The sequence below is a fragment of the Bradyrhizobium sp. SYSU BS000235 genome (assembly GCF_049747295.1).
In the GTDB taxonomy this organism is placed as follows: Bacteria; Pseudomonadota; Alphaproteobacteria; order Rhizobiales; family Xanthobacteraceae; genus Afipia.
On record NZ_JBMHJM010000001.1, the window covers coordinates 2,013,213 to 2,025,508 of the forward strand.

A 12,296-nucleotide genomic window follows, 5' to 3' on the forward strand; every position below is an offset into this window, starting at 1 on the left:
CTCATTTCTTGATCAGCGGACAGCGCGACGCTTCAAGCGGCTGGAAGGCCTGATCGCCCGGCACTGTTGCGAGCAGCTTGTAGTCGTCCCAGCGCCCCTTCGATTCGGAAGGCTTCTTGACCTCGAACAGATACATGTCGTGGATCATGCGGCCATCCTCGCGGATCTTGCCGTTCTTGGCGAACATGTCGTTGATCGGCGTCGACTTCATGACTTTCATGACAGCTGCGGAATCCGTCGTACCTGCTGTCTTCACCGCGTTGAGATAGAACAACACCGACGAATAGATGCCGGCTTGCGCAGACGTCGGCGCATGGTTGACCTTCGCCATGAAGCGTTTTGAAAACGCCCGCGTCTCGTCGTTCATGTCCCAGTAGAATCCTTCCGCCAGCACCAGCCCCTGTGCGGTTTCGAGACCAATGCTGTCGATGTCGGTGATGAAGGCCAGCAGCGGCGAGACCTTCTGGCCACCCTTCATCAAGCCGAATTCGGCGGCCTGCTTGATGGCGTTGATCGTATCGCCGCCGGCATTCGCGAGGCCGATCACCTTTGCTTTGGAAGATTGCGCCTGCAGCAGGAACGAGGAAAAATCGGAGGTGTTGAGCGGATGCTTCACGGTGCCGAGCACCTTGCCGCCCATCTTGGTCACGACCGTGGACGTGTCCTTTTCGAGATCCTGCCCGAAGGCGTAGTCCGCCTGCAGGAAGAACCAGGTATCAAGGCCGGCTTTCACTGCGGCCAGACCGGTCGAATTCGCCTGAGCGAACGTGTCGTAATTGTAGTGCACAGTGTATGGGCCGCACGCTTCGTTGGTGAGGCGAACCGCGCCGGGACCACTCAGCATGAGGATCTTGTTGCGGGACTTTGCAATCTCGTTCACGGCGAGTGCGGTTGCTGACGCCGCAACATCCATGATCGCTTCGACGCCCTGATTGTCGAACATTTCGCGCGCGATGTTGGCGGCGTTATCAGCCTTGTTCAGATGATCGGCTGCAATGATTTCAACTTTGCGGCCGAGCACCTCGCCACCGAAATCCTCCACCGCCATCTTTGCAGCGGTCTCACTGCCAATACCCGTGATGTCGGCATAAAGGCCGGACATGTCGAGAACCGCGCCAAGCTTCAGCGGCGGCTTGCTCTGGGCCATCGCCGTGCTCGCGCCCAGCGCGATGGCGGAGGAAATAAGCCCGGCAAAAATTGTCTTCGAAATCGTCAAAGTCGTCTCCGTGTTCGCTCGTCTGTCATGCAAAGCTGATGACAGCGATCATGCAACAACGCTCGGTCTGCGGCAAGCGAACGGGCGTTTGGCATATGCGAGACCGCTTGACTTGCACGGATCGAACACCGCAGATTTCGCAGATCGAAATTAGCTCCTCCTATTTCAGTGAATGACATTTCCGGTGCCATACGGAGCAGCATGACACCTCATTGGTATGTCCGACCCACCGTTGCGGGATGCATCTGCGTGACATTGCTCACAACCTTCAGTGACGAGCTTCGCGCTGCGTGCAATTCGACGGCTCAAGGTGAAGGTCGTGTCGTCAGTGTCATCAGCGCGACCACAATCCGGCTCGACGATGGGCGCGAGGTGAAGCTGGCGGGCATCGAACCTGCGCCGGAAAACCCGATCGGTGCGGCTGATCTTCTGACGTCGCTCATTGCCGGCCGAGACGTCAGCCTGGCCGGCGAGGACGACCAGCCCGATCGATATGGACGCCAGCGCGCTTTCGTCTCATTGAGCGACCCGCCGCGGTTGGTCCAGGCGGAGCTGCTGCGTCAGGGCGCGGTGATGGCCTATCCGCCAGCGTCCGATCGGGACTGCTCGGGGGAACTGCTGACCGCCGAAAATACCGCCCGGACAGGGCGCCGGGGAATTTGGGCCAGTTCCGCTGCCTTAAAAAACGCGAAAAGACCCGGCGATATTTTGACGGGGATTGGGCGATTCCTCGTCGTCGAGGGCAAGGTTCTGTCCGCGCGCCAGGCTGGCGCGACATTTTATGTCAATTTCGGGCGACGGTGGACTAGGGACTTTGCCGTGACAATTTCACGGCGCATGATGCCGTCCTTCGAAAATGCGGGGCTTGATCTGAAATCCTTGGTAAACAAGCGAATTCGGGTTCGGGGCTGGGTGGAAAAACATGGCGGACCGCGGATGGAAATGGTCCGGCCAAGCCAGATCGAATTGATCCCGGAGAGAGGCGGCGTCGTGACAAATCGTGTGCCGGCGCATGAAGGCGAGTAACGGCGTGATGAGCTTTGTGAACGGTCAAGTGAAGGGGACGCAGAGCCGCGTGTTCGCGGCGATGATTCTGTGCGCGTCGCTGTCGCTTGGCGCCTGCGGCGACATGGGCCGCTTTCAGGTTGCCGCTCCGAAGCCCGCGCAGACATCGAGCAAGCCAAACAAACCCGCAGCGACGACGGCGGCGACGGAACGCGAGCATGAGCGCATCCTTGCTTCCTACGGTGGCAATTATGACGATCCAAAGCTCGAAGCGCTGATCACGAAGACGGTCGAGCGTCTGGTGGCGGCGTCGGACCGCCCTGACCTCACCTACAAGGTCACGATCCTGAATTCGGGTGCGGTGAATGCATTCGCATTGCCGACAGGACAGTTGTACGTCACCCGCGGCTTGATCGCACTCGCCAGCGATACATCCGAATTGTCATCGGTCTTGGCGCATGAGATGGCGCATGTTCTCGCCAAGCACGCCGCCATCCGGGAGGATCAGGCAAAGCAGGCGGCCGTGGTCACGCGCGTCGTTGCCGACATGGGCAATGATCCGGACATGACGGCACTGGCGCTCGCCAAGAACAAGCTCACGATGGCGAGCTTCTCGCGCGCCCAGGAGTTCGAGGCGGACGGAATCGGCGTCGGCATTGCTGCGCGAGCCAAGTTCGATCCTTATGGAGCTTCGCGTTTCCTGTCCGCAATGGAACGGAATGCGGCCCTGAAAGCGGGACGTGCGCCAGCCGATCCGCGCTCGATGGATTTCCTCTCATCACACCCGGCAACCCCTGAGCGCGTGCAGAATGCACAAACCAATGCGCGCCAATACGCCTCCCCCGACAGCAACGAGCGAGACCGGGAGACTTACCTCGCGGCCATCGACAACATCGTCTATGGCGAGGATCCCAGCGAAGGCTTCGTTCGCGGCCGGCGCTTTCTGCATCCGAAGCTTGGGTTCACGTTCCAGGTGCCGGACGGCTTCACGCTCGAAAACACCGCCCAAGCTGTTGTCGGCGTCCGTGACGGCGGCACGCAGGCCATGCGCTTCGATGTGGTACGGGTGCCCTCCGAACAGACGCTCGGCGATTACCTGAATTCAGGGTGGATGGAAAATGTCGACAAGAGTTCCACCAGCGACCTGTCGATCAACGGCTTTCCTGCTGCCACGGCCACCGCCAGCGGCGACCAGTGGCAGTTCAGGATCTACGCGCTTCGCTTCGGTAGCGACGTCTATCGCTTCATTTTCGCGACCAAGCAGAAGACGCAGGACGCGGACAAAGGCTTCCGCGACACCGTCAACTCCTTCAGACGCCTGACGCTTGCCGAGATCCAGGCGGCGCGGCCGCTGCGGATCAAGGTCATCACCGTGCAGCCCGGCGATACCGTTGAATCGCTGTCACATCGCATGTCCGGCGTCGATCATCCGACTGAGCGGTTCCGCGTCCTGAACGGACTGGACACGCGCGTCGCTGCACTGAAGCCTCGCGATCGCGTCAAGATCGTCGTGGATTGAGCGCGCAAGCATCCGCGCGTATCACCGACCACAGCCAAGCAAAAAGCCCGGTCAAACGACCGGGCTTTGTTGTTAGCTTAAGGAATGATGCGCTCAGGCCGCTTCGTCAGCGGAGAGCGAGTCATCACCATCATCATCGCTGTCGTCTGAATCGTCGGCCGCCCCCTCGGTGGCAGCGTCAGCATCCGCCTTGGCACCGCGACGCGGGCTCTTGGCGAGGTTCGCCTCGATTTCCTTGACCGCTTCAGTTTCAGTGACGTGCTGAACGACGGCGATTTCGCGCGACAGGCGATCGAGCGCCGCTTCATAAAGCTGACGTTCACTGTAGGACTGCTCGGGCTGCGATTCCGAACGGAACAGGTCGCGCACGACTTCCGCGATAGCGACGATGTCACCCGAATTGATCTTCGCTTCGTATTCCTGCGCACGGCGGGACCACATGGTGCGCTTGATACGTGCACGACCCTTGAGCGTCTCCAGAGCGCGCTTCACCAGCGCTGGATCGGACAGCTTGCGCATGCCGACATTGGCGACCTTCGCCGTCGGAACGCGGAGCGTCATCTTGTCCTTGATGAAATTGATGACGAACAACTCAAGCTTTGCGCCCGCGATTTCCTGCTCCTCAATCGCAAGAATCTGGCCAACGCCATGCGCCGGATAGACCACGTACTCGTTGGTCTTGAATCCCTGGCGCTGAGTCAGAACCTTCTTCGGTTCTTCCACGCGCGGCGCAGCAGCGGCGACAGGCTTGCTCGCGGCGCTCTTCACGGGAGCAGCCTTGGCAACAGGAGCTTTAACGGCAGTCTTCGAACCAGCCTTCACAGGAGCTTTGGCAGGAGCTTTGGCAGTTGCAGTCTTTTTGGTTGGCATCGTGCTTCTTTTGTTTTTTGAGTGTTGGGCGGACGCGCGCGCATCCTTCTTTGACGCGCTGCGAGCGGCAGCCGTCGTCTTTTTCAAGCCCTTGTCCTTGGAAGCTTTGTCCTTTGTCTTAGAGTTCTTTTTATGACGCGATTTGTCTGACACAGCGCCTATGCGTGGAAACCGCCACGCCCCTGTTCAATGGTTTTTCGGGGGAACCCATCAGGGCCCAAACCGGGGACAAAAGGGATCCAGCTCGACTAATGTGCCAATAATAGCACATTTCCCGCAAAAATCAATGATTTATGCCCCCTCCGACCAATCGGAGGTGGTTAACCCGACACGCATCGCCGGGTAAGGTTAAGGCTTCGGGGCGAGAAGCCGACCGAGGGAGATTAAATCAATCGCCCGAACCCGGATTTGGGGAAAAGTATTTTGCAAACTTGCCTTCGACGCCATCGAATTCCTTCGCGTCGGCCGGAGCGTCCTTTTTCTGCGTAATGTTTGGCCAGGACTTGGCGTGCTCGGCATTTACCTCGAGCCATTTCTCAAGCGCGGGTTCGGTGTCCGGCTTGATCGCATCAGCCGGGCACTCGGGCTCGCAGACACCGCAATCGATACATTCGTCCGGATGAATTACGAGCATGTTCTCGCCCTCGTAGAAACAATCCACGGGGCATACTTCCACGCAATCCATGTATTTGCACTTGATGCAGTTTTCAGTGACGACGTACGTCATCCAAGGCTCCGGACGGGTATCATTTTCATGTGTGGGGTAGCGCAGGATGTCCAGCGCTGCAAGGAACTAAAACTCGTATTTATATGCAATTAGTTACTCTTCTGGTGATTGCAAATCTGCGCACAGCACATGGACAGACGCCGCATCACCGCGACGCTCAGCGAATCCGATGACCTTCAGGATCCGGACGCGGGCATCGAGCGCGACGGTGAGCACATCACCGATCTTGACCCCATGGCCGGGAGATTTCTGGCGCGTACCGTTGATCCGGACATGGCCCTTCGCGACCAAGGCCGCAGCATCCGAACGGGTTCTGACCACCCGCGCATGCCACAGCCATCGATCGACCCGCTGACGTTCCAATCCCGGAATTAATCCTTGCGATTGCCGGCAAGCTGCTCCTTGAGCGCCGCCAATTTTGCGAAAGGCGAATTCGGATCAGCCGGCCGGTCGCGCTCACGCGGCGAAGCGCTGGTGGCGTAAGTCCGATGCGAGGCGCCGCGATCATCCTTGCGACCATCGCGCCCGCCTTTGTCGAACTTGCCCTTGCCTCTGTCCTGATTGCGGTCCTTGAAGTGCTCGCGCGGCGGACGCCCGCCCTTATCATCGCGCGGTGGGCGCGCCTGTGCAGCGTCTTTGTTGTCTCCAGCTGCGGACGGCGCATCACCGCGCGGCCGATAATTGTCGTTGAGGCGATCACGCCGACGGTGACGGCCGTGGCGCTCGCGCTTGTCGTCGGCGCCACCCGCTGCTTCACCGGCAGCGGCAGGCGCTGCGGCGGACTTGTCCGGTCCCTTATATCTGCTGCGATCATGACGCGGACGGCGCTCATCAGAGCGCCCGCCCGGTCGCCAGACTTCAACCAGTTCAGGCTCCGCCGGAGCCGCGGCTTCAACGGTCGTGTCTATCGCTGGCTCAGCGACCGGAGCAACGGCGTCAGCCGCCTGTTCCGACGTCTCGGCTTCGGACGCTGCGGTCGCAGTCTCCGCCGCCCTTTCTTCAGCCACCGGCTCTGTCACCGGTTCAACGGAAGGCTCGGTGGCGGGCGCTTCCGCAACCGGCTCCACTGCCGGAGCGAAATCAACGCCCGGCAACCGGGCGGCCGTGGCTTCAACAGACGCCTCGGCAGAGACTTCGGTCTCATCGGTCGCCGCGGAGCTTTCGGTCGCAGCTACGCTATCGTCGGCAAAAGCAGGAGCTTCCGATGCCGTTGCGGCTTCGTTTGTGGTTTCGGTGGTGATGGCCGCTTCCACAGGCGCGGCTTCAGTGGAAGCCGCTTCAGCAGGAGGAGCAACAACCGGCAATGGCGGCCGCTTCTCCATGCGGTAGCCCAATGCCTTCAGGATCGACGCAAAATCCTCACCAGCCGATCCGGTCAGCGATGTCATGGCCTGAGTGGCGGTGAAAGAACGTCCGTCAAATGCACCGGCCGGCTTCTCGCCCGACGAGCCCGGACGCCATGACAGCGCGGGCCGGATCAGATCAGCGAGCCGTTCGAGAATATCGACACGGACGGCGCGATCACCGCAGAGCTTGTAGCCAAGCGTCCGATAAGCTTCCTGATTGAGCGCCTTGTCGGCAGGGAAAGAGGTGCGGCCACTCGAAGCGAGATGCTGCGCACCGGTCAACGCCGACCAATCGGTGCTCTCGTGCTTCAACGCCCACAACAGCGAAGCCAAGCCACGTGCAGCCGGTTTCAGCAGATTGGGCAGGAAAATGTGATAGGCGCCGAAGCGCACACCGTACTTGCGCAATGAGGCGCGCGACGGCTGATCGAGATCCTTCATCTCCGCAGAGATCTTGGGACGCTCCAGGACACCGAGAGCTTCCACGAGCTGGAATGCAATCCCGCGCGCGATGCCAGTGATGTCTTCCGCCTTCGACAGTTCGAACAACGGCCCCAGGATTTTTTCGATATGAGTCTTGAGCCAGAGATCGAGACGGTTCTGCACGCCGTCACGGGCCGCCCCCGTCAGCCGCTCATCCGCGATAATCCGAATGCGCGGATTAAGCGTGTTGTCGGCGGCGACAAGCTTGGCAACGGCATCGCCGGTCCAGCGCAACGTTCCGTCGGACGCCAAGACGAATTGCTCGTCCGGCGCATTGGACAATTTCTCAGCGCGTGCATCGATTTCGCCGGCCAGCGCCTTGAGCGCCGTCGCCTGCAAAGCCTTGGCATCGGATCCAGCTTCGGCAGACTCAGGCGCAAACATGAACCCGTCGAGGCGGCCAATCACATGGCCCTCTACAATGACTTCGCCCGTCTTACCAATCTCAGTGTTCAGCATCGTGTTTTCCCGCAAGCGGCGCATCAATACACTGGTCCGGCGGTCAACGAAACGCTCAGTTAGCTTTTCATGCAGTGCATCGGACAATTTATCCTCGACGCCGCGTGAAATTCCCTGCCAGTGCTCAGGATCCGCCAGCCAATCCGGGCGATTTGCGGCGAATGTCCAGGTCCGAATCTGGGCAATTCGGGCCGATAATGTGTCGATATCGCCGTCAGTCCGGTCGGTTTGCGCGATCTGGGCGGCAAACCAGTCATCCGGGATTTTGCCCTTCCGCATCAAAAACCCGAACAAAGTGGTTACCAGCTCGGCATGAGCTGCAGGTGACAGCTTTCTATAATCTGGAACGAGGCAGGTATCCCAAAGACGCTCCACCGCCCCTGCGGTGCGCGCCAGGTCGCGCACATCTTCGTCACGGGCGGCGTGGTCGAGGACGCGGATGTCTTCGGCGATCGGCGCACGGGTCAATGCGTCATGGCCGGGCACCAGCGACAGCGACACCTGCAATGCGCCGAGCGACGAGAAATCGAGCTTCGAATTCCGCCACTGGAGCATTTTCACATTGTCAAAGGTGTGATTCTGCAGCGCGTTGATCAGCTCGGGCTCGAACGGCGCACACCGTCCCGTGGTGCCGAAGGTGCCGTTACGCGTCGCACGCCCGGCACGGCCCGCAATTTGCGCAAATTCCGCCGGATTCAGCCGCCGAAACTGATAGCCGTCGTATTTGCGGTCGGACGCGAAGGCGACATGGTCAACATCGAGATTGAGCCCCATGCCGACAGCGTCGGTGGCGACGAGGTAATCGACATCGCCGGATTGAAACAGCTCGACCTGGGCATTCCGCGTCCGCGGCGACAGCGAACCCAGCACCACCGCAGCGCCGCCGTGCTGACGCCGGATCAGTTCGGCGATCGCATAAACTTCATCGGCAGAAAATGCGACGATGGCGGTCCGCCGCGGCTGGCGCGTGATTTTGCGGTCTCCCGCAAACTCAAGCTGCGACAAGCGCGGCCGGGTGACGATGTTTGCCCCCGGCAATAAGCGCTCGATGATCGGCCGCATGGTTGCGGCACCCAGCAGCAGCGTTTCATCCCGCCCGCGGCGATTCAGGATCTTGTCGGTAAAGACGTGACCACGCTCGAGATCGGCCGCGATCTGAACTTCATCCACCGCGAGGAACGACACGTCGATGTCGCGCGGCATCGCCTCGACAGTCGACACCCAGAACCGGGGCTTCGGTGGCTTGATCTTTTCCTCGCCGGTGATGAGGGCGACCGCCTCAGATCCGGCGCGCGCGACGAGCTTGTTATAGACCTCGCGCGCCAGCAGACGCAGCGGCAAGCCAATAATGCCGGACGAATGCGCCAGCATCCGCTCAATCGCAAGATGGGTCTTGCCGGTATTGGTGGGACCGAGAACTGCGGTGACGCCGGTACCGGGAGCCCGGTCATTTGCAAATAACGGCACTGAAGAGGACAGGGACATTAGGACGGGTCCGCACAACGCACACGACGCGGAACGCCGCAGCAAGCTTCTGGAAGTGTCTCACAATGCAACGCTTTTCGCGTTGCGCCTTAAGATATGGAACGAGTCCGGAACGAAAGAAGCCCGAATCGCTGACTCCGATGATGTTCGGCTTCGTTCACCGCAATATGTCGCGCACCTTATCCTTTAGCGGCACTACATCAAGTCCTGACGCACGCTGCAAGTGATCGACTTTGCCGTGACTGTCTTAACGCCGGAGTCGAATCGGATTGGCCGAAGAGTCAACATGATTCAGAGCCGGAATCCGCTCATTCTCTTTAGCTTGAGCATGATCTTTTCGGAAAACCGGTTCCCACTTTTCCGGATCATGCTCAGTTCGTCTTTGCTGTTTTTTGCACCGAAATGAATTCCGTTGCCTCGATGATCCCGGTGCCGATCGGGGTCGGGATCACGATCTTGAACGGAACAAGGACACGCGTCCCTGCGATGGGGGCGAACCAGATTTCCATGTTGCGCTGGGCCGCCACATATTTGATCGCAGCGCGGTCCGGGACGTAACCCGCGATCGGCGTGAAATAAACCGCACACACCACTGCGGGGCCTTTGTAGCCCTTTTCGGCCTTGACCATTTCAATGCGCTTGTAATCGAGGCTGAGGTCATAGCGCATTCGGCCGTCGAACACCGGGATCGTCCGGCGGCAAGCCTCGGGGCTCAACGGATCCCCCGTTCCCGGGACACGCAGCAGCGAACCGGTCATCGGGTCAAGGACGTTGCGGCGATGCGCATCGGTGACCGGAAGTCGGTCGGGCGTCACCGGCGGCTCGGGTTCGATCGACGTTTCCTTGATGCTGCCGCCAGCCATCAGGATGCGGATAATTTCGGCCTTTTTGCCGTAGTTGATGGTGGACAGATAGCTCAAGGGCACCAGTTGGCCGTTCGCGATCCGGCCTTGGCTCGTGCCGGTTCCGCTGCCGCCGCCAATCGACTTCATCAGGCCGGTGGTGGCGCCGCTCACGGCCGCCGCATACTGGTCCTCGGCAATATCGACGATCCATCCGCCCTTGCCGATGGTAATCCCAGCGAGAGACGCTTCGTATTTCGCGTCCAGCCGACCCTGGGCCATTGCAGGAGCAGTCAGGCCGACACATGCCGCGAAGGTAAACAATGCGCTAAAAACACGCGCCATGGAGCCAAGCGGCCAGCGAGGCATCAATAAACGGGGCATATCCACCAGTGGAGAATCCTGTAGCGCAACGACGCGTCGACCGACTGAAATATCCGGCAAAATCCCGCCGGGAAAGCCGCCTCGCGAGGCTCGCGCGAGTTTCTTTGAAATCCTGTTACCCTCATTTTGTCAGGGAATACGTCGTTTATATGTTGGAGAAATCCCTGTATTAGCGAGGGAAATCGCGTTCCAGGCTAGTGTGGTGGTTCAGAAGTTCGCTTCATTTTCTCCGCACGTCCTTCAAGCGAACTTCTGAACCTGAACCACACTAGAATCATAGGTCTGCTAGTGTCCTTTCGAATCCGAAGTTCGTTAGGGATGCGCTGCAAGACGAGGCGAACTTCGGATTCGGGACACTAGGCCACCTTTGACGAAAATCGTCATGATTCGACCACTGGAACAGCGCTCTCGCCTTGACGCTGGACGGCTGGGCCCTTATACGTCCGCGGTTCCTGAAAATGGACAGCTTTCAAACCCCCACGCGAGCTCCTTTCAAACGGGCAGGCTCCGGGGATGACAGAGGATTTTCGCCATGTCTCGGCGCTGTGAATTGACCGCCAAAGGCGCTCAGGTTGGCCACAAAGTCAGCCACTCGAACCGCAAGACCAAGCGCAGGTTTCTGCCGAACCTGTGCAACGTCACGCTGATCTCGGACACGTTGGGCCGCACCGTGCGCCTGCGTGTCTCGACCAACGCACTGAAGAGCGTTGATCATCGTGGTGGCCTTGATGCCTTCCTGATCAAAGCGAATGCCGCCGAGCTTTCGCCGAAGGCTGTTGAGCTGAAGCGCCAGATCGAAAAGAAGAAGCTCGCTGCAGCCAGCTAAGCTCTGCTTCTTTTTATAAAATCGTTCGACAGGCCGGGCTTACCCCCGGCCTTTTTCGTTGACGTGCATCTTCGCAGAAAGTCGCCCCTCACTCTTCCACCAGCGTGAACTGCAGCAGCAGCGTCCGCTGGATCACGGAAAAGTTGTCGTCGGAAATCATGGTCACCACCGTATCGCCGTTCTCCGCGACATGGGTGTCTATGCCTTCCATGTTGTCGATCTCATAGCCGAGATCGACTTCGAAAATCGTTGGACCATCGATCACGGCGTCTGGAGCAATCGAGCCGGCAGATACGCGCCGAATACGGATACCAACTCCCTCCATCATCGAAAATTTTCTTTCGAGCAGCAGCAGATCACCCGACGGGAGCAACGTCGCATCGCTGATGTCGAAGTTTTTGGTTCGGCTGACCGAGAATTGCCCGGGCGCTGGTCCACCAATGAGGAAGCCCAGAATGTTTCCCGCTGGATCAAGACCTCGCTCGGAGATTGCAATCAGGGTCCCTGCGAGCGGCTGTCCCTTCGGCACGAAGACCAGCGACTCGAGTCCCTTGTTGAAGGGCAGTTTCTCGACCCCCGCTGGGACCGATATCGGCATGCCCCGGGCGCGAATGCCGTCCTTGCCGAAATCAAAACGCAGGATCTGGTTGACCCGCTCGAGGCCGACATAGGCTGTCGCTCCATCGAACGCGAGCGACTCGGTGTCGTACCATCCGCGCTGGGTGATCTTTTTGCCGTCGCTGCCGAGCACAGGTGCGGATTTCACGTCGGCGAGGCCCGACAACGTGTTGCCACGATAAACAAGCCGCCCCGTGAACCAGTTTGCCTTGTCGCTGAGCGAAATAAAATGCTCGCCCTTCTTGTCGAGTCGCAATGCCGACAAGCCGCCAAAGCCGCGGAACGAGGACGTCAGCACCAGTCCGCCGCGAAACTCGAGCGCACCATAGCGGACGTGCGACGCATCGCGAGGATCGAAGTGCTCGATCCGGCGTGCATTCACATCCAGGGAAACAGGCCCATCATGTGACGCGTCTTGCGCCATCGCATGAAGCGGGGCGAGAAGGCCGCTACCCGCGGGAAACGCCGCCGCGGCGTTCAAGAGCAACCGGCGGCGGCTTAATTCCATGCTCATGT

The 12,296-nt window shown here is 59.7% G+C and carries 10 protein-coding genes; 3 read left to right on the forward strand and 7 right to left on the reverse strand.

Annotation, left to right across the window (positions count from 1 at the left end; all coding sequences use genetic code 11):
* Position 1 precedes the first annotated feature (1 nt).
* Positions 2–1,147: an ABC transporter substrate-binding protein gene (locus tag ACP0KA_RS09390; protein WP_424631536.1), complete on the reverse strand. Its 1,146-nt coding sequence runs from the start codon at positions 1,145–1,147 to the stop codon at positions 2–4.
* Positions 1,148–1,465: 318 nt separating this feature from the next.
* On the opposite strand from ACP0KA_RS09390, the gene ACP0KA_RS09395 reads away from it, so the two are divergent.
* Together ACP0KA_RS09395 and ACP0KA_RS09400 are read left to right on the forward strand one after the other, a co-directional pair.
* Positions 1,466–2,242 carry a thermonuclease family protein gene (locus ACP0KA_RS09395; protein WP_424628534.1) on the forward strand — a complete coding sequence of 259 codons (777 nt, stop codon included), beginning with the start codon at positions 1,466–1,468 and terminating at the stop codon, positions 2,240–2,242.
* 61 nt (positions 2,243–2,303) lie between these two features.
* Positions 2,304–3,740 (forward strand): M48 family metalloprotease, encoded by a 1,437-nt coding sequence (locus ACP0KA_RS09400; protein ID WP_424631537.1) that lies wholly within the window; start codon positions 2,304–2,306, stop codon positions 3,738–3,740.
* 93 nt (positions 3,741–3,833) lie between these two features.
* On the opposite strand, the gene ACP0KA_RS09405 is transcribed toward ACP0KA_RS09400, so the two are convergent.
* The 5 genes from ACP0KA_RS09405 to ACP0KA_RS09425 form a co-directional block, all read right to left on the reverse strand.
* Positions 3,834–4,610 (reverse strand): CarD family transcriptional regulator, encoded by a 777-nt coding sequence (locus tag ACP0KA_RS09405; RefSeq protein ID WP_424628535.1) that lies wholly within the window; start codon positions 4,608–4,610, stop codon positions 3,834–3,836.
* A 388-nt stretch (positions 4,611–4,998) separates the two neighbouring features.
* Positions 4,999–5,337 (reverse strand): ferredoxin FdxA, encoded by a 339-nt coding sequence (fdxA, locus tag ACP0KA_RS09410; RefSeq protein WP_424628536.1) that lies wholly within the window; start codon positions 5,335–5,337, stop codon positions 4,999–5,001.
* 93 nt (positions 5,338–5,430) lie between these two features.
* Positions 5,431–5,700 (reverse strand): RNA-binding S4 domain-containing protein, encoded by a 270-nt coding sequence (locus ACP0KA_RS09415; RefSeq protein ID WP_424628537.1) that lies wholly within the window; start codon positions 5,698–5,700, stop codon positions 5,431–5,433.
* Positions 5,701–5,708: 8 nt separating this feature from the next.
* Complete coding sequence (locus ACP0KA_RS09420; RefSeq protein WP_424628538.1) at positions 5,709–9,110, reverse strand: helicase-related protein; 3,402 nt, start codon at positions 9,108–9,110, stop codon at positions 5,709–5,711.
* Positions 9,111–9,481: 371 nt separating this feature from the next.
* The gene (locus ACP0KA_RS09425) at positions 9,482–10,336 is read right to left on the reverse strand and encodes a DUF3108 domain-containing protein (RefSeq protein WP_424631538.1); all 855 of its coding nucleotides are present in this window, start codon (positions 10,334–10,336) and stop codon (positions 9,482–9,484) included.
* A 532-nt stretch (positions 10,337–10,868) separates the two neighbouring features.
* Here ACP0KA_RS09425 and rpmB point away from each other — a divergent pair.
* Positions 10,869–11,162, forward strand: a complete 294-nt coding sequence (gene rpmB, locus ACP0KA_RS09430; RefSeq protein WP_424628539.1) for a 50S ribosomal protein L28 — start codon at positions 10,869–10,871, stop codon at positions 11,160–11,162.
* Between the two features lie 88 nt (positions 11,163–11,250).
* On the opposite strand, the gene ACP0KA_RS09435 is transcribed toward rpmB, so the two are convergent.
* Positions 11,251–12,294, reverse strand: coding sequence for an esterase-like activity of phytase family protein (locus ACP0KA_RS09435; protein ID WP_424628540.1), 1,044 nt, complete (start codon positions 12,292–12,294; stop codon positions 11,251–11,253).
* Between the last annotated feature and the right edge of the window lie 2 nt (positions 12,295–12,296).

Excerpts from the sequence above, each read along its gene's own strand:
- ACP0KA_RS09390 (WP_424631536.1), bottom strand. The coding sequence starts at position 1,147 with ATGGCCCAGAGCAAGCCGCCGCTGAAGCTTGGCGCGGTTCTCGACATG.
- ACP0KA_RS09405 (WP_424628535.1), bottom strand. The coding sequence starts at position 4,610 with ATGCCAACCAAAAAGACTGCAACTGCCAAAGCTCCTGCCAAAGCTCCT.
- rpmB (WP_424628539.1), top strand. The coding sequence starts at position 10,869 with ATGTCTCGGCGCTGTGAATTGACCGCCAAAGGCGCTCAGGTTGGCCAC.
- ACP0KA_RS09400 (WP_424631537.1), top strand. The coding sequence starts at position 2,304 with ATGATTCTGTGCGCGTCGCTGTCGCTTGGCGCCTGCGGCGACATGGGC.
- ACP0KA_RS09425 (WP_424631538.1), bottom strand. The coding sequence starts at position 10,336 with ATGCCCCGTTTATTGATGCCTCGCTGGCCGCTTGGCTCCATGGCGCGT.
- ACP0KA_RS09420 (WP_424628538.1), bottom strand. The coding sequence starts at position 9,110 with ATGTCCCTGTCCTCTTCAGTGCCGTTATTTGCAAATGACCGGGCTCCC.
- ACP0KA_RS09435 (WP_424628540.1), bottom strand. The coding sequence starts at position 12,294 with ATGAGCATGGAATTAAGCCGCCGCCGGTTGCTCTTGAACGCCGCGGCG.
- fdxA (WP_424628536.1), bottom strand. The coding sequence starts at position 5,337 with ATGACGTACGTCGTCACTGAAAACTGCATCAAGTGCAAATACATGGAT.